The following is an 18,372-nucleotide window of genomic DNA, read 5'->3' on the forward strand; positions in this document are numbered from 1 at the left end:
CCATCGCATCGCGACAGCCCTTATCTTGAAACTGGTTGAGTAAAGACGATCTGACTACTTGTTTTCGCGATAGTTTTTGATTGCCTCATGCAAGGCATCCGCAGCCAGATTCGAGCAGTGAATTTTCTGCGGTGGCAAGCCGTCAAGAGCTTCCTCGACCGCCTTGTTCGTCAATTCCATCGCCTCATCCAACGTCTTGCCGATCGCCATTTCAGTGACCATGGAGGAGGTCGCAATGGCGGCACCGCAACCGAACGTCTTGAATTTGACATCAGTGATAACATTATTCTCAATTTTGAGGAAGATCTTCATGATATCGCCGCAGGAGGCGTTGCCTACTTCCCCGACACCATCTGCATTTTCGATTTCGCCGACATTGCGGGGGTTGCTGAAGTGGTCCATGACTTTATCGGTATACATAATGTTGGCTCCTCAAATTTTTTTATTTCGTTAAAACCGAACAGGTTTCGCAACGATCGATATGACCACAATTATACAATGGGCTCATATCGCGTAGCCGCTGGATTACCGGCGGTAATTTTTCTATCACATAATCGATATCTTCCTGCGTTGTATCGATGCCGAGACTGAAGCGCGTGCTCGAATGCGCCAGTGACACTTCGACGCACATTGCCCCGAGCACATGGGACGGTTCGAGCGAACCGGAGGTGCATGCTGAACCGGAGGAGGCTGCAATGCCAAGCATATCAAGGTTGAGAAGGATTCCCTCCCCTTCGATATAGGCAAAGCTGACGTTCAATGTGTTCGGCAAACGTTCCGTCGGATGGCCGTTGAGCTTGATCTCGGACACATTGTCAAAGATCCCCTGTTCGAGCCGATCACGCAGTTCTTTTACCCGCCCCCAGACCAGATCATTTTTTTTGCCAGCCAATTCGCACGCCAGCCCGAGGCCGACGATACCGGCAACATTGTGGGTACCCGCACGGCGATGCCGTTCCTGATGCCCCCCATGCATGAAAGGCGTCAACTTGGTGCCACGGCGGATATAGATCGCGCCGACCCCTTTAGGCGCACCAAGCTTATGGCCGGAGATGACCAGAAGGTCAACATTCGCGGCCTGCACATCGACCGGAACTTTACCGACCGCCTGGACCGCGTCGCTATGAAAACGAATCCCGTGCTTGCGGGCAATCTTGCCGATTTCCGCAATCGGATAAAGATTCCCGGTCTCGTTGTTCGCCCACATGACCGAGATCAACACCGTTCGGTCGGTGATCGCTGCTTCAAGATCAGCGAGGTTGAGCATCCCGTCCGCATCAACCGGCAGATAAGTGACTGCGTAGCCAGCTTTTTCCAGATAACCACAGGTTTCCAGCACCGCCGGGTGTTCGACCGTCGTGGTGATGATATGATCCCCTTTGTTCTGCAAAGCGTCCATGGTCCCTTTCAGGGCCATATTGTCCCCTTCGCTGCCGCATGCAGTGAAAACAATTTCCGCCGGTGAACAATTGATCAGGGCGGCCACTTGCTCACGCGCTTTTTCAATGGCTCCGGTCACGGCACGACCTGCCCAGTGCACGCTGGAGGGGTTACCGAATTGCTCTTTGTAAAAAGGCAGGATCGCCTCAAGAACTTCCGGCCGCACCCGGGTTGTTGCATTATTATCAAGATATATCTGTCTCACGTTACATCCTCCGCCAACTGATTTTCATCCACGCGATCGCGCAGTATCCGGTTTTGTGCATCATGTGTCAATTCTTCGAGCGAAATCGCGGCCAGAAACTGTCTGATTTTCTCCCCCAGGCCGTGCCACACCGCACGCGTCACGCATTGATCAACACATGAGCAGGTTCCATCGTCATCCATACATGAAACCGGCACCAGCGATTCCTCAACACTGTCGATAATCTGATCAACCATGATGCGATCAGCTGGTCGGGCCAGCACGTAGCCGCCACCGGGACCACGAACACTGTTGACAATCTCGCCACGCCGCAGCTTGACAAAGAGCTGTTCCAGATAGGTCAGGGAAATATTCTCCCGCACCGAAATATCCTTGAGGGTCATCGGCGTTTCCCCACCGTTAAGAGCAAGACTGACCATGGCGCGCACGGCATATTGTGCTTTGGTTGATAACCGCATGATAACTATGCGCCCTTCGTTCTTTTTGCATCAAGAGCAGCATGCAGTTGTTCCTGCTCGCTGGTCAGGTTTTTTACCCGTTCTTCAAGATGTCGTACCTGGTCAAAAAGACAACTGAAGGCTTTGGCAACCGGATCAGGAAGATTGCTGTGCTCCAGATCATTCCGCTCCTGCTCAACCTTGTCACCATCAGAGATAACGACCCGACCGGGGATACCAACGACGGTTGAATTGTTCGGAACCTCTTTAACAACAACAGAGTTTGAACCGATTTTAGCGTTATCGCCAACCTTGAACGGCCCGAGAATCTTGGCCCCGGAACCGATGACGACATTATCTCCCAAAGTCGGGTGACGCTTTTCCTTGGCCCAGGAAGTCCCGCCAAGGGTGACGCCGTGATAGAGCGTACAGTTGGTGCCAATCTCGGCGGTCTCCCCAATCACGACACCCATGCCGTGATCGATAAAAAACCCCGGACCGATCTTGGCCCCCGGGTGGATCTCGATCCCGGAAAAGAATCGACCGAGATGTGAAATGAAACGTCCCAGCAGCTTAAAGTCATTTTCCCAGCAAAAATGGGCAATGCGATAAAAAATCATCGCATGAAACCCCGGATAACACAAAACAACCTCAAAAACACTGCGCACTGCCGGGTCACGCTCAAAGACCGCCTTGATATCTTCCTTAAATCGTTTTATCACCACCAACCTCCTTTACCTGAGTAATCATGTCAGTTTTGAGACTGTTAACATACCTGACAGTATATGTCAACTATTATTGAATCAAAAAAGAGGGCGTCCTGCTCCACGAATCGTTTCGATTAAATTGATTCAACTTGGCGGAGATACTAAACTTAAACGCAATCATAGTTGATAAAATTTTCAGAATTTAGTTTAATGCCGGGTTGATAGATGTCTTACGCGTATGAAAGGAACAATATGTCCTTCAGTGGTGATCTCGAACATCTCCCCATCGTCGATGTGATTCAACTGATTCATTCGACGCAGAAAACCGGCACCCTGCGCATAACGAATGGCCGCAGCGAATGTCAGCTGGTTTTTGAAAAAGGCTATATCGTCAGCGCCAACCACGCAAACAACAACGTTCGCATTGGCAACATTCTGGTTAAAAACGGCGCGATAACTGAAGAACAACTTGAGCAGACCCTGGCTGAGCAATCGGCAGCGGGGGACCGGCGCCAGCCGCTGATTGCCGCCCTGATTGAAGGGGGTTCAATCAAAAAAGAAGACGCTTTCAAGGGGCTTGAATCCCTTATCCATCTGACCATTGTCCAGATCCTTTCGTGGCACAAAGGAACCTTTATCCTGGACGTTGAAAGCGGCAATATCGGCGACAATTACCGCTATTTCCCCGAACAGCTTCACGAGGATTTCCTGCTCGGCACGCAAGGCGTACTGATGGATGCGTTACGCATCTTTGACGAAAAAATGCGCGATGGCGAACTTCAGGATGGCGTCTGGGCAGACGAGGACCTGGTTGCAACGGAAACAGACCTTGAGCTTTCAGCAGAACTTCTGGGGCTGGATGAACTCGACAAACTGGAGCGCGCCATCCCTCAGGTCTATGCGGGGCTGCGCGACCACCCTCCGCTTGACAGTCAGCGCGAACGGTTGCGGAAACTGTTGACCACGGCCACGGATGAGGAGCAGGAGTGTTTTGATCGATTTCTGAAAACATTCACCGCCAGTTCAAAAAACGTTCACGGGAACGAGGAGGCGGGGGGCATCGTTCTCTTCAGTCATGATGAATTGCTTAAATTGACCGTCACAACCATACTCAAACAGCTCGGTTTTCAGGTCTTTGCCACGGGTGACGCAACCGATCTTGAATTCATGACCGGACAATATTTATCCAGGGGGCTCATCCCCCTGGTATTTTTTGATTCCCCCGTTCGTTGCGGGGATGGTGCAAGCGAAGCGTCCGTTACAGAGCAACGGCGGCACCTTCAGAGCACACATCCCCAGGCAGCAATTGTCCAACTGGCATCCCCGGCGACCCCGGAGTTTTCACTCCAGGCTTATCGCGACGGGGTTCTGGCGGTAATGCCGCGCTGGGATCAGGATGTTGATATCGATGCAACGATTGCGTTTTATCGAACCCTTCAGGAGTTTTCCACGCACTTTATTGAACGTCAGGAGCAACAGCCCTTTGCCCGGTTCGGTCGCTATTGTGACCAGCTGGAAAAACTGTCGCTGGCGCCGGAACTTTCAGCGGTTCTGCTCTCGTTTGTCAGTGAAATGTTTCAGCGCGGCCTGACATTGATTGTCGCCAAAAATGAGTTGATTGCTGAACGTGGAATCGGGATTAATACTCCGCGAGAGGACGGTCCGACACGCGCTCCGAAGATCAATCTGCCCCTTGCGGAAGATTCAATTTTTCGCCAGGCGGTTGCAACCGGAAAAACCTTTTATGCCGAGAGCAACAATGCGGTTCTTAAAGAGCACCTTTTTTCCGTTATCGGCACCCCGCGCACGGAACGTGTCCTGCTGCTGCCGTTCAAGAGTCGCGGCCGGGTGATTGCGCTGATCTACGCCGACTTTGGCGAGAACGCTCCGACCGCCACCCACATTGATCTACTCAAGACACTTGCAGATCACGCCGGGCTGGTCCTTGATGAAGCCCTCTTCCGCAAACAGCTTGAAAAGACGACTCATTAAGAGTACATTGCAAACAACTTTATTCCTGCAGGAATCGTTATGGATGCAAAAACATTTAATCAGATTCTTGAAATTGCCTTTCAAAAGAAGGTATCAGATGTACACTTTGAAGTCGACAACCCGCCTTTTTTTCGCGGGCGGGGTCAGATCATCCGCTCAAAACTTCCCAATCTTGTCCACGAAGACACTGAATTCATAACCAAGACCATTCTCGAACAGAACAACCGTGAGCTGAACGATTCAGTCAGGGATTTCGACGCATCATACGCGTTAGATAGCGGTGGACGGTTCCGGGTCAGTATCTTTCGGCAGCGTGGTCATTTCGGCATCGTGATGCGCGTCATTCCTCCACATATCGGCGATTTCAGCGCATTGAACCTGCCGCCGGTTCTCGGTGAAATCACCAAATCCCCGAATGGACTGATCCTGGTCACCGGACCGACCGGAAACGGGAAATCGACGACCATGGCGTCGATGCTCAGTCACCTCAATAATTTCTTCAGTTACAACATCATCACAATTGAAGATCCGATCGAATTTCTCTTCACATCAAACAAGAGCTGCATTATTCAACGTGAAGTGGGAATCGATACGGACAACTTTGCCACGGCGCTGAAATCCGCCCTGCGCATGGATCCCGACGTTATCATGGTCGGTGAAATGCGTGACGCGGAGACGATCGACTCCTGTATCAAGGCGGCAGAAACCGGGCATCTGGTCTTTTCGACCCTGCATACCCAGGGGGCCGTTTCGACGATCAATCGACTGGTCGGCAACTTTCCCCCTGAAGCGCAGGATATCATCCGCCAGCGGCTCGCCGATATTCTGGTCGCGACGATCTCGCTTCGGCTGATCAAAGACAAGAGCGGCGAAAAAATCTTTCCGGTGGTCGAGATCATGCGCACCACGACGACAATCCAGGCCTGCATTCGTGAAGGCCGCTTGTCCGAGATTGAAAAACACATTGAAGAAGGGCGTTCACAGTACCATATGCAGACCCTCGATCAGCATCTGATTGAACTCTGTGAACAAGATGTCATTACCATTGAGGAAGCTAAACGTTTCACTCATTCGACTGATCTTGAGCGCAAATTAACGTTCACCTGACAATTCCGCTCTGAGCAGAAGAGACCTGGTGTGAACCTTTCCTTTTCCTGTTTTTCAACCAAACATTTTTTTTGGCTGGTGTTGCTGGTTGCCGTCATTGCGGGAAACAGTCTCTGGCTGAGTCAATATACAAATCAAACCGTTGCGTCCATCCTCGAATTAAATACCTACGCAGCGGCTTCCGCGACGTTAAGCCGAAACCAACCCTCCGCATCCGCCGACATGAAGCACACTGCTCAGGATCCGTCAGTCATTGCAAATGAATATAATTTTCACGGTTATCACCGAGATCGTTTGACGCTTGCGGTATCGATTCCCCGCAATGAACTCAGAACCTATCAGCGCGACTACGGCTATGACCAAACCGAGCTTGACGCTCTGACTGAGCAGCACCAGGCCGCCCTTACGGGGGCCTATCAGCATGCCGTCGAATTATTCCTTGACCAGGCTGAGCTTGACAAAATGTCGGCAAAAATCAATCAGGAATTCGACGCAAAGGTTCATTCTTTTTTTGAGGAACGCGGTTTCAGGTTTCTGTCCGCCCAACTGGTCACTCCCGATCTCCCCGGAATTGTCAGGCGCAATGTTCATCATCTCAAACCGGTTGCCGTAGCACTTGACCAGTTAACCGCACAGATGCATTATGCGGCGGCGGATATTCTCCCCACCGCACTCACTCTGGTGCAGACGGCACTCGCCTATCGCAACATTCCAGAAGTTATTGACCAGCGTCACACGGCTGGCATTTACCCGCCACTGGTAACCCTTGCCGAAGGAGCGGGAGACTGCGACAGCAAGGCGGCACTGCTTGCGGCGATGCTCCTCAACTGGGATGAAATCCGCCTGATCGGCCTGGGCGTGCCTGATCATTATCTGCTGGGGGTTATGAAAAATCCCGGCAAAGGTGATTTGTTTATCGAATACCAGGGGGTGCCGTACGTTTTGATGGAACCGGCCGGACCGGCATGGCTCCCGGTTGGAGCGGTCAGTGAATATACCTTGCAAACCTTGAATAGCGGTGGCGAACTGCAGATCGAACCGTTGTCGATTTGACCTGCACCCCGTAACGGAGGTACAACCCCAATGTTTACTATGCGCCTTGGTTCCAGCCTGCTGGAGCTTGCACTGATGATTGTCATGTCGGGACTGATTATAGAGGTCATTTACCGGCTTTTTATTAAAGCCAATCCCGACTTTGATATGGAAGAAGAAATCTGCAAAGGGAATGCCGCAGTGGGAACGTTGATGGCGGCAATCATGGTTTCTGCAGCATTGTTGCTGATGAATGGTCTGGAAGCGTCGGTCACGTCGTTTCGTCTGGCGCTGAACGCACCGAGCGCGATGGCAACACCACTCTGGCAAGCGGGGCTGCTCATCTGCGGTCATCTGTTTATTTCATTGGCGATTGCCGTGTTAACCATTTCTTTTACGCTGCGCCTGTTCGGCAAATTAACTCGAAAAATCAATCCGGAAATGCACTTGGGTAAAATGCTGAAAAATGGCAATCTCGCCGTTGGCATTCTCCTTTCCGCAGTGGTTTTTATTTCCGCCATATATGTCGGCGCCGGAGTCAGCTCGGTCACCAAGGCCCTGGTACCGCAACCGCAGGTCGGACGTATTCAGTTGATGAAATAACCCGGACTATCGTTATCCTTTAATCAACCGTGTCATCAACTGATGACCGGGGTCAACAACAACACCGGTCGACAACGCCTGTGTTTCACAGTAGCCAGTAACAGCAACGGGAGATTTGTACTCACCGGACGATCCATACAGCACAAACGGCACCGCGTCACGGGTATGGGTCATTTTAGCCACCGGCGTCGGATGGTCGGGGGTCAGCAGAATCCGGAAATCTTCTTTGGCGTTACGCAAACCGTTCAACACGGTCCCGACCACCAGCTCGTCGAACGATTCTATCGCCTGAATTTTTTCCTTCAGCAGCCCACCGTGTGCCGCTTCGTCGGGTGCTTCAACATGCAGGTAGACAAAGTCGCGGGTTTTCAGCGCCTCAAGCGCGTATTCAGCCTTGCCGCGATAATTTGTGTCGATATAGCCGGTCGCGCCGGGGACCTCGATCACATCCAGCCCGGCGTAGATGCCAAGCCCCTTAATCAAGTCGACCGCAGAGATCACCGCGCCGCCGGACAGGTTAAACTTTGTCGTCAGCTTTTCCATTCGCGGGGAACGTCCATGTCCCCAGAGCCAGATTGAGTTGGCAGTAAACTGATCGGTCTGCGCACGCCGCAAATTGACCGGGTGATTGTGGAGAAGGAGTTGCGACGAGGTCATCAGTTGCAGCAGGGTGTCCGCCCCGTCACCGCTGGGAAGATAGTTATCAACCGGTTGATTGCTGATATCGTGCGGTGGGGTGAAGTGCAACTGATCCTTCCCCCCGCGCCAGACCAGCAGATGACGATACGACACTCCCGGATAAAACATGAACTCGTCACCACCCAGCTCTCCCTGCAACATGGCGATGATTTCAGCGGCCTCTGCCGTAGAGATGTGCCCGGCTGAAAAATCGGCCATATAGAGCTTGCCGAAATTCGCTTGCAGGTTGACCAGATTAAGGCGAAAGGCAACATCGTCAGGTGCCAGTTTGACCCCCATGCTGGCAGCCTCAAGCGGTGCCCGCCCACTGTAGCAGGTCGCCGGATCGTAACCGAACACAGACAGGTTGGCGACGTCACTGCCAGGATGAAATGTCTCGGGGACGGTTGCCGCCACGCCGGTCAGACCGGCTGCCGCCAGTTCATCCATAACCGGGGTTTTGGCAGCCTGCAGCGGGGTTTGCCCGTCAAGTTCAGCAACAGGTTCATCGGACATGCCGTCACCAAGTAACACGATGTACTTCATTTTCACCTCATTGTTTACCACGCGATATTATCCACGTGGGTGATATTGTTCATGAATGCGCCGCAACCGCTCACGGGTCACGTGCGTATAAATCTGTGTTGTTGAAATGTCCGCATGGCCAAGCAGTGTCTGCACCGCACGCAGATCAGCTCCATTCTCAAGCAGGTGGGTAGCAAATGAATGGCGCAATGTGTGCGGGGTAATGTTCTTGGCAATCCCCGCTTCGCGTGCGCGGCGCTTTATAATCTTCCAGAAGCCCTGGCGTGTCAAGCCATGTCCTGAGCGATTGAGAAACAAATAAAGACTGCCGGTACCTTTTTCCAGCTTTGGTCGAACCAACCTCAAATAATCACGCACTTCCGTTATCGCCAGCTCTCCCATCGGCACCAGACGCTGTTTGCTTCTTTTTCCAAATGCCGTCAGATAGCCAACCTCCAGTTGCAGATCACCACACTTCAGACCAATCAGCTCCGATACCCGCAACCCTGTCGCGTAGAGGACTTCGAGCATCGCCCGATCGCGCAACGCCATCGGTTCATTCCCTTGAGGCGCGGCAAGCAGCCGTTCAACTTCGGTTGGAGCGAGGGCATACGGTAACGAGCGCATACTTTTCGGCGCACTGACCTGAAGTGTCGGGTTGGTTGAGGAATGTTTTTCAGCGACCAGAAATTTGTGAAACATCCGCAATGAAACCAGAACTCGTGCCCGCGAGCGCGGCGCCAACCCTTCGTCTTTGAGATAACCGAGAAAGCGTAAAACAATCGCGGGGGTCACCTCATTGACGGTCGTTAGCGGGATACTGCCGAGGAAATCGAGATAGCGGGTCAGGTCGCGCCCGTAGGCTTCCAGGGTATTTTTTGACAGGCCCTTCTCAACCGTCACATAATTAAGAAAAATATCAAGATACTGATCCATAAAACTATCTCAGCTCAAGATCGGCATCAAGCCGACCGCTAAGGGCTTGACGCAATTCATCAAGACGCTCGTCAGAGTGAATCTTGTGATTGAAGATGTCAGTGACGTAAAACGTGTCGGCAACCTGATCGACCTTGGTTGAAATTTTTGATACCGCAATGTATATGCCAAGATCCAGAAACGTTTTGGTAATTTCGTACAGCAAGCCGACCTTATCCTCCGTGTAAACCTCAACAATCGTGTGATCGACGGAGGTGGCATTATCAATGACAACCCGCGTCGGACGACGTGGCTTCGGTCGCTCACCGCTGAAAAGCCCGGCGCGTCTGCGTTCTACCAATCTATCAACACGTTCGCGTCCTTCAATCACGGCACAGAGCTGGTCCTCTACTTTGCGCCATTTCCGTTTATCAACCAAAACGTTATCATTTGGCCCCTGAACCTGAAGGATGTCGAGGGCAATTCCGTTTTTCAACGTATGAACGCGCGCACCAACAATGTTAATCCCGTTTGCCGCAAGCACACCGGTTATCAGGGAAAATAAACCCGGCTGGTCGAGCGTCGTCACCATCACGCTGGAGAATTGATTCTGCACATCGTGGTCGATCTTGATCGCAACTGACCGATCCCCCCGACTGAGCATAAAACGAAAATGTTCGGCAATGTCCAGCGAACGATAACTCAGGATATAACGGGTACTGACGTGCTTGAGAAGATCACGGACCCGGCGCTCTTCAATCTCGCCATGGAGCCAGGTGAGAACGTTGCGCTTGCGATTGCGCACCTTCTCCGAGCGCCCTTCGAGGCGGAAATTACCTTGTTCCAGCACACGATAAGCTTTTTCATAAAGCTCTTCGAGCAGAAAACCCTTCCACTCCGACCAGACATCCGGCCCGACAGCGCGAACATCGGCATAAGTCAGCAGGTAGAGCATCCGTAAATTTTCACTCATCCCCATCTGCCGGGCAAAATCGATGATCTGTTGATCGTCGCTAAGATCCCGCCGTTGCGAAATATGCGTCATCAACAGATGATTTCTCACCAGAAATTCGATCCGCTGGGTGTTTTCCTTGCTGAATCCGAAGCGCCGGGCAATCTTCGGGATGAGATCGGCGCCCTGATTACAGTGATCGCGCCCCTCCCCCTTGCCGATATCGTGGAGTAATGTCGCCAGCAATAACAGCCCCTTCAGTTCGACATCAGCCGCCACCTGAGTCAATCCCGGGCGTTCTTCACGACACTCACCGCGCAATAGCCTGGCAATTTCTTCAATCGCGAAGATTGAGTGCACATCGACCGTGTAGATATGATAAGCATCGTGCTGAACCTTGCAATAAATGCGACCAAACTCAGGAATAAAATGATTCAGGAAACGCAGATGGTGCATCGTCATCAACGTTGAAAAGATATTATGGGGATCGCGCAGGATCTGCATGAATCCTTCGGCCATCATCCGTGAACGACGTGCCTTGTCGTTGATCCGCTTGAGGTTGTCACGAATCATCGACTTCAGCGGCACGCTGAACTGGACGTTGTGTTGCTGGCTGAGACGGAAAGCGCGCATCATCCGGGCCGGTTCGTACTCGAAGAGATCCTGTCGGGTTGCCCACAGCTCACCGCGCAGTATATAAAAGCCCTCTTCAACAGTGCGGCGTCGCAAAAAACCGACGATTTTATTCGGCTGGTCATACTGGTTGGTTGCCGTCGCGATCAACACCGAAGCCAGGTGTTCCGTTTGCGTCGCCCATGAATAGTAATCCTGCATAAACTGCTCAACGGCGGGGGCTTTATGATTGTCCCGATACCCCAGAAAGCTGGCAATCTTCTCCTGCTCATCAAAATGAAGCTGATCGTTTTTACGAGAGGAAAGGTAATGCAGCTCATTGCGAATGCGCCAGAGGCGGTCGAGCGACTCCTGAAACTCGTCAGCAGCTTTCTCACTGATAACACCGCTCGTCACCAGACCACGCAAAGATTTTGCCTTGAACTTGCTTCGCGCAATCCAGAGTGCGGAATGCAAATCGCGCAACCCCCCCTCGCTCTCCTTGATATTCGGTTCAAGCAGATAGACTGAAGACCCATATTTTTGCCGACGGGCCTCATATTCAGCAAGTTTTTCCGCGATGAAACGACGACTGTTTGCACCGAAAACCGGCTTCAGAACAAGCCGCTCATAGGTTAACATCAAGTTCTCATTCCCCGCCAGATAACGCGAATCGAGCAAGGCGGTCCGCGCGGTCAAATCAGATCCGGCCATTTCCAGACAATCGTCGACAGTACGCACGCTATAGCCGACATCCAGCTTCAAGTCCCAGAGCAGATAGAGCAGTCGTTCCGCAATCTGCCTGGCAACCACCTGATCTTTCCCTGAATAAAAAAACAACAGGTCAAGATCTGAGCGTGGATTCAACTCGGCGCGACCGTAGCCACCGATAGCCAGCAGCAGACAATCCGCCCCGGAACCGCCCAGGTCATTGGCAACTCCACGAAACAGGGAACGCAACAATTCATCGTAAGTCTGCGTTAATTCACTGACAACCAGCGTTCCGCTCGCACCGTTGCGATGCAGTTCACGGATGCGCCGGGCATGATAATCAAGATATTCCTCCGCCGCCTTGCGGAGCAGCTTCCGCCGCTCGTCATCGCGAGTGTGACGATCATTCAGTAATGATGCGGGGAAAAAAGAAAGATTGTCATGACTCATCATTTTGCAGCAATCACTTTGTATGAACCGGTATATTTACGGATGCCACTGACAATTCCGCTGATCGCATGGTTCTGATAGTCATGATTAGTGAGACGTTTTTCACCAAGAGGATTGCTGATAAATGCCACCTCGACCAGAACTGATGGCATTGTCGCTCCGAGCAGGACATAGAAAGGTCCCTGACGCACGCCAAGATCACGTAACGGGGAGTAATGACGGGTCAGTTTACTGACCAGTGAAGATTGAATATCGTTTGCCAGGCGACTCGATTCATTCAACTTTGCATTGGCCATCAGGTCGAAGAGGATCAGTTCCAGGTCTCCCACCTGTTTCAGGGATGTCCCGTTCTCCCGTGCGGCAACGGCGGCGGCTTTGTCATTCTTGGAAAAGTTCAGATAATATGTTTCAACTCCATGCACTTTGCGATTTTGGTTGGCATTGGCATGAATCGAAATGAAGAGATCGGCATTCACCTGATTCGCGATTGCGGTACGTTCCTCAAGACGTAGATAGACATCCCGGTCACGCGTTAAAATAACCTCGCAGCCAAGCTCATCTTCCAGGCGCTTCCCCAGTTTTTTCGCGAAGTCAAGGACGACATTTTTTTCAAAAACCCCGTTGGGCCCGACCGCACCAGGATCTTTACCACCGTGACCGGCATCGATAACAACCCGCTTCAGCACCGGTTCAGCCCCCGCGAGTGCTGGCGGTTTTTTCGTTATCTCCGCGCGTGGGACTGCGGATCTGCCGTGCTCATTCAGCAGCACGGCAATCGAGTCATCCGGGGATGTTTTTCCGGCTTGTTCGGGAACTGCTTTCGAAGCTTCTTTAATCCTGGTTCGCGCGCTATCATTCCCCTGCACGTCAACAACGATTCGATACGGTTCCTCAAGGGCAAACACCTTGTAATCCTGAAAACTGTCCAGATCGATAACCACCCGCACGCAACCGTCTTTAGGCTTTCCGGTCCGGATACGGCGCAACAAACCATCGTCAACCGTGGTGGCATCGACAATGTCGGCTCCCAATGTTGAATCTTCAAAATCGATATACAATCGTGGCGGAGCCCCTTGGGTCAGATTGTCTTTGAGAAAATTGGTTCGATACTTGACCGCGGTACTTAAATCAAGAACAACGCGTGTATACCCTGGATTGGACCAGAAACGAATCGCTTCCAGAGTTGCTTTCCCGGCGGACTTGTTACTCTTTTCACGGGCATCCATCAGCTGCGGGGCAAAATGCTTCAGCCGGGTAACGGCCCGACGTGCCTCAGCTGCCATGTCGCTGCGGGGGAGCTCGTCAACGATGCGCTGATAACGAAGAAATGCCTCAGACGGTATCAGCAACGGCTGCTCAAGAAGTTTTCCCGCCGCCATCAGCGCATCATCGGCAAGATTGCTCTGCGGATAGGCTGTCGCCATCTCATCATAAGATTCCACCGCCCGCTCCGCATCACCACGCAAGCGTGATATCGCGTAAAGCTGTTCACGTGATGAACCGACCATGAAAGCCGCATCGGCACCGCGCGCGCTATCCGGGTAGTTTTTGTGCACGACGGTAAAAAGGTCAATCACCTTCCCCCAGTTATCGCGATAAAGTTTTTTTTGTGAAGACTCGATCAAACGATAATAGGCGTCACGCGCTTTCCCGTAAGCTGTTTCTGCCGGGACAGCTGCGCCAACCGGGGAGCTGAAAAAAATGAGCAGCAGAATCAGCAGTAAGCAGCGCATATCAGATCAACTCCTGCATTTCAGCCAGCAGATTAAGTGCTTCAAGGGGGGTAGTGCTGGCGGGGTCGACAGTCCGCAGACGCTCACGCAAAGGGTCAGCGAGCTGATCAAAAAGAGCCAGTTGTGGATTGTGCATGGGGGTATCGTGTGTACTGCGCGCCAGGCGCGGCTGCCCCTCGCCGAGATATTCACCCGATTCGAGATTCTTTAAAATTTCTTTTGCGCGGTCGATGACCTCATGAGGCAATCCAGCCAGGCGCGCAACCTGGATCCCATAGGAGTGACTCGCCCCGCCACGTACAATCTTGCGCAAGAAGATAATCCGGTCATTCCACTCCTTGACCGCAACGTTGTAATTTCTGACGCGCTCACGCGTTGTCGCAAGTTCCGTCAATTCATGATAGTGCGTCGCAAAAAGAGTCCTGGCCGCGCACGGGGCATGATCGTGAAGATACTCGGCAACCGCCCACGCAATACTCAGCCCGTCGAAAGTTGAGGTGCCGCGACCGATTTCGTCCAGGATAATCAGGCTGCGCCAGGTTGCATGATTGAGAATATGTGCGGTTTCTGTCATTTCAACCATGAACGTTGATTGACCTCGCGACAGGTTGTCACTTGCTCCGACCCGCGTAAAGATACGATCGATGATGCCGATCCGGGCCGAATGTGCCGGAACCAGGCTCCCCATTTGCGCCATGAGTGCGATCAGCGCAACTTGTCGCATGAATGTCGACTTCCCTGCCATATTCGGCCCGGTCACGATCAGCAGCTGTTCCTTTTCGGCATCGATGAACACATCATTCGGCACAAACGGTTCATTGAGGGTCATTGCTTCGATGACCGGATGACGCCCTTCGGTAATCATCAAGGTCGTATCGGTCGTCATCTGCGGACGGACATAGTCGCGCTGATGGGCCAGATCAGCCAGCCCGGCAATAACGTCGATGCTTGCCAGGGCATCAGCGGTCGTTTGCAGGCGTTGCCCATGACCGGCAAGCTCCGTCCGCAGCGCCTGAAAAAGCTGATATTCCAGTTCGACAATACGCTCTTCGGCCCCCAGCACCTTCTCTTCATATTCCTTGAGTGCCGGGGTGATGAACCGTTCCGCATTAGCCAGCGTCTGCTTGCGCATGAAGTCATCGGGAACCTGTTCCAGATGACTTCTGGTGACTTCGATAAAGTAGCCAAAAACTTTGTTGAATTTGACCTTCAGATTACTGATTCCGGTGCGCTCGCGTTCGTCCCTTTCCAGACGTGCGATCCAGCCTTTTCCTTCCCGACTGATGGTGCGCAATTCATCGAGCTCAAGATTGTAACCGGACTGTATCAGCCCACCATCTCTGAGACTGACCGGAGGCTCAGCAACGATCGACCGCTCAATCAGTGCAGCAAGGTCTTGCAGTGGATCAATCGCCTCGCGTAAAGTGTGCAGCAGGGGTGCATGGCAGTGGCCAAGAGGGCGAATTACATCCGGCAGCCGTTCGAGCGACACGCGCAGTGCCACCAGATCACGTGCATTTCCGGTCGCCATGGCAATCCGCGAATTCAGTCGTTCCAGATCGTAAACACCATCCAGGGCGGTGCGTAAATCGTCGCGCGACATACTTTCATCGACCAGTTCGGCGACCGCCTCATGGCGAGCGACAATCGCAGGCAATGAAATCAGCGGTTGTTGAAGCCAGTGACGTAATTTTCTTCCCCCCATCGCCGTTACTGTGCGGTCCAGAACTCCGAGCAGGGAACCTGCTTTACGCCCATCGTGCAGCGTGACCGTCAGTTCCAGGTTGCGCCGGGTAGCATCGTCAAGCATCATGAAATCACCGGGAGCATAGGTGCTCGGCGATCGCAAATGATTAAGCATCCCGCGCTGGGTTTCCAGCAGATAGTGCAGCGCCGCGCCCGCCGCACCTGTCGCGGCAGGCAGCTCGCCGCAGCCGAAAGCATCCAGGGTGTCACAACGATAAAACTCACGCAGCAGGCTCTCGGCACGGTCACGGGCAAACACCCACGATGGCAGGCGGGTGACGGTCCGGTCGCGACACAGCTCCACCAGCTGCTCAGGCAGCGCAGCGTTATCATCGGCCCCGTTGAGAACAATTTCCCGCGGATCGAGCCCGGCGATTTCATTGCCAAGCGCTTCCAATGATGAAATTTCCGCAATCCGAAATTCACCAGTCGTAATATCGACCGAGGCAATCCCCCATTGATGCCGATGATCATTGATGACGACAAGATAATTATTACGCTTTGGCTGAAGTGAATTTTCATCAACGATCAGTCCCGGCGTAACAACCCTGACCACCGCGCGTTTGACAATCCCCTTGACGTCCTTCGGATCTTCGATCTGCTCACAGATTGCGACTTTATACCCATTCTCGACCAGCTTCGCGATGTACGGACGACAGCTGTGATAGGGGATACCACAGAGGGGAACCTCGTCAGCCGCCCCCTTGTTGCGTGACGTCAGGGTAATATCAAGAACCCGCGCGGCAGTGATTGCATCATCAAGAAACATTTCATAAAAGTCACCAAGTCGAAAAAAAAGAATCGCATCGGGATACTGGTCTTTGATCTCCAGGTATTGACGCATCATTGGAGTGAGTTTGGACATAACCACCAATCGACAAAAGATAAATTCCAAAAATCATTTAAAAACACGGTGATATTAACAAAATCAGGGCATGAAGTAAACTCTCAACCGACGCGCTCCAGCAACAGTTTACCTTGACCAAGAGGCATGCTAATGTTAATAAACAGGCGGTTATTTCTGCACAACTTCATCTATCGGAGACTTATGCCCCGCAACGAAACAACCAGTCAGCTTCTGGACACCAACGCCTACAATATCGAAACACTTGAGGATGAAATTCGCGCCGATCAGCTCTGTACCGAACTGCTTAAAAGGTTTTGCCATGAGCTGATTGACAACGATGCAGCTGACCCGGAAGAGGCCAGCAAACTGGCCCGCGGCGCCGCATATTTCCTCTGCGAATTCGTTATTCCTCATTGTCGGAAAAATATTTTCCAGATCGATCCGCGAACTGTTCGCCAATTCGCTGGCAACTGGTATATAGTCAACAACCTTGAACCGAACTTGCCCGAGCTGACGGAGCTGCTGACCGGGGTCATGGGATTCTACTATTATTGCGAGCAAATCGGTAAAATTGACCGTGCAACGCGTGACGAAATCAGCGCTCAATGCCGCGAACTCGATTTCTATCAACAACGGATAGAATCATTTCTTGACCTTGTCGGCGACGGTTTTTTTGCCTGGAACGATGCCTGTCAACCGACAGATCAGAACGAAGATCATGTCTACAAGCCCTAAAAAATCTGCTGCCTATCTGTCTGTCGCGGCGGCAATATCGCTGGCGGCAATCAAACTTCTGATCGGTCTCGCCACCGGATCACTGGCCGTTCTGGCGTCCGCCGTTGACTCCTTGCTCGACATCCTCATGTCGAGCATTAATTTCTTTGCCATCCAGCGCGCCGAACAACCCGCCGACGAGTGCCACCCCTTCGGCCACGGTAAATACGAAACACTTGCCGCTTTTATTCAGGCATTGATCATCGCGGCTTCGGGATTATGGATCATTTTCGAATCGATCCGACGCCTCTTCGGTGAGATTGAGTTGCGACGCATTGACACCGGCATTGCCGTCCTCGCCTTCAGTGCCGTCTGTTCATGGCTGATCGCCCGGCACTTGCGTAAAGTGGCACGTGCAACCGACTCACCCGCGCTTGAAACCGATTCGCTGCATTTTGCCATGGATGTCTACACCAACCTCGCCCTCCTCGTCGGTCTGGTTGTTGTCAATATTTTTAATATCCCGCAACTCGATCCAATCTTGTCGCTTGGCGTTGCTCTGTATATTCTGTTTGAAGCACTGCAACTGGTGCGGAGGAGTCTCAACGATGTCCTCGATGCGGAATTACCCAAAGAGCACCGGGAGCACATTGAGCAACTACTCAATGAACACCGCGCCGATATCATCAACTATCACAATCTACGCACCCGACAGGCGGGGTCGCAGAAAATTATGGATTTTCATCTGACCGTCTGTCGTCATCTGACCGTCGAACAAGCTCACGACATTGCCGACCAGTTGGAGCAAAAGATCGAGAACGACATTCTGGGTGCAGACGTGACGATTCACATGGAGCCGTGCAAACGCGAAGATTGTCCCGGTCGCGACGTGTGTATTCCGGAGCGCATGAAGAACGACGCCGATTAAAACTTGTCGACATCATGAACCGATTGCCCGCTTTATTT

15 protein-coding genes are annotated in these 18,372 nt (G+C 52.4%); 6 read left to right on the forward strand and 9 right to left on the reverse strand.

Going from position 1 to position 18,372, the window contains the following annotated elements:
- Positions 1-54: 54 nt before the first annotated feature.
- Genes nifU through cysE form a run of 4 tightly spaced genes read right to left on the reverse strand, consistent with a single transcriptional unit; the run spans position 55 to position 2,804 of the window.
- Entirely contained in the window at positions 55-420 is a 366-nt protein-coding gene (nifU, locus tag K0A93_02620; protein MBW6510999.1) for a Fe-S cluster assembly scaffold protein NifU, read from the reverse strand.
- A 22-nt stretch (positions 421-442) separates the two neighbouring features.
- Positions 443-1,645 (reverse strand): cysteine desulfurase NifS, encoded by a 1,203-nt coding sequence (gene nifS / locus K0A93_02625; protein ID MBW6511000.1) that lies wholly within the window; start codon positions 1,643-1,645, stop codon positions 443-445.
- Positions 1,642-2,103, reverse strand: coding sequence for an Rrf2 family transcriptional regulator (locus K0A93_02630; GenBank protein MBW6511001.1), 462 nt, complete (start codon positions 2,101-2,103; stop codon positions 1,642-1,644). Before K0A93_02630 ends, nifS begins: the two co-directional genes overlap by 4 nt.
- 5 nt (positions 2,104-2,108) lie before the next feature.
- A complete protein-coding gene (gene cysE, locus K0A93_02635; protein ID MBW6511002.1) occupies positions 2,109-2,804 on the reverse strand; it encodes a serine O-acetyltransferase in 696 nt (231 codons plus the stop codon).
- A 237-nt stretch (positions 2,805-3,041) separates the two neighbouring features.
- On the opposite strand from cysE, the gene K0A93_02640 reads away from it, so the two are divergent.
- From K0A93_02640 to K0A93_02655, 4 genes are all read left to right on the forward strand, one after another.
- Positions 3,042-4,781 carry a DUF4388 domain-containing protein gene (locus tag K0A93_02640; protein ID MBW6511003.1) on the forward strand — a complete coding sequence of 580 codons (1,740 nt, stop codon included), beginning with the start codon at positions 3,042-3,044 and terminating at the stop codon, positions 4,779-4,781.
- A 39-nt stretch (positions 4,782-4,820) separates the two neighbouring features.
- Positions 4,821-5,888: a PilT/PilU family type 4a pilus ATPase gene (locus K0A93_02645; GenBank protein ID MBW6511004.1), complete on the forward strand. Its 1,068-nt coding sequence runs from the start codon at positions 4,821-4,823 to the stop codon at positions 5,886-5,888.
- A gap of 222 nt (positions 5,889-6,110) precedes the next feature.
- On the forward strand, positions 6,111-6,941 hold the full coding sequence (locus tag K0A93_02650) for a hypothetical protein (protein ID MBW6511005.1): 831 nt from the start codon (positions 6,111-6,113) through the stop codon (positions 6,939-6,941).
- Between the two features lie 30 nt (positions 6,942-6,971).
- Positions 6,972-7,523: a hypothetical protein gene (locus K0A93_02655; protein MBW6511006.1), complete on the forward strand. Its 552-nt coding sequence runs from the start codon at positions 6,972-6,974 to the stop codon at positions 7,521-7,523.
- Between the two features lie 12 nt (positions 7,524-7,535).
- Here the strand turns inward: K0A93_02655 and K0A93_02660 are convergent, their stop codons facing one another.
- Genes K0A93_02660 through mutS form a run of 5 tightly spaced genes read right to left on the reverse strand, consistent with a single transcriptional unit; the run spans position 7,536 to position 16,710 of the window.
- Positions 7,536-8,747: a cofactor-independent phosphoglycerate mutase gene (locus K0A93_02660; protein MBW6511007.1), complete on the reverse strand. Its 1,212-nt coding sequence runs from the start codon at positions 8,745-8,747 to the stop codon at positions 7,536-7,538.
- 27 nt (positions 8,748-8,774) lie between these two features.
- Positions 8,775-9,662, reverse strand: a complete 888-nt coding sequence (xerD, locus tag K0A93_02665; protein ID MBW6511008.1) for a site-specific tyrosine recombinase XerD — start codon at positions 9,660-9,662, stop codon at positions 8,775-8,777.
- 4 nt (positions 9,663-9,666) lie between these two features.
- Positions 9,667-12,366, reverse strand: a complete 2,700-nt coding sequence (glnD, locus tag K0A93_02670) for a [protein-PII] uridylyltransferase (GenBank protein MBW6511009.1) — start codon at positions 12,364-12,366, stop codon at positions 9,667-9,669.
- Positions 12,366-14,099 carry an N-acetylmuramoyl-L-alanine amidase gene (locus K0A93_02675; protein ID MBW6511010.1) on the reverse strand — a complete coding sequence of 578 codons (1,734 nt, stop codon included), beginning with the start codon at positions 14,097-14,099 and terminating at the stop codon, positions 12,366-12,368. Before K0A93_02675 ends, glnD begins: the two co-directional genes overlap by 1 nt.
- A 1-nt stretch (position 14,100) precedes the next feature.
- Entirely contained in the window at positions 14,101-16,710 is a 2,610-nt protein-coding gene (mutS, locus tag K0A93_02680) for a DNA mismatch repair protein MutS (protein ID MBW6511011.1), read from the reverse strand.
- A 183-nt stretch (positions 16,711-16,893) separates the two neighbouring features.
- On the opposite strand from mutS, the gene K0A93_02685 reads away from it, so the two are divergent.
- Positions 16,894-17,427, forward strand: coding sequence for a hypothetical protein (locus tag K0A93_02685; protein ID MBW6511012.1), 534 nt, complete (start codon positions 16,894-16,896; stop codon positions 17,425-17,427).
- Positions 17,408-18,334: a cation diffusion facilitator family transporter gene (locus K0A93_02690; protein ID MBW6511013.1), complete on the forward strand. Its 927-nt coding sequence runs from the start codon at positions 17,408-17,410 to the stop codon at positions 18,332-18,334. Before K0A93_02685 ends, K0A93_02690 begins: the two co-directional genes overlap by 20 nt.
- Positions 18,335-18,372: the final 38 nt, after the last annotated feature.

It is taken from the genome of Desulfuromonadaceae bacterium (assembly GCA_019429445.1).
Classification (GTDB): Bacteria; Desulfobacterota; Desulfuromonadia; order Desulfuromonadales; family JAHYIW01; genus JAHYIW01.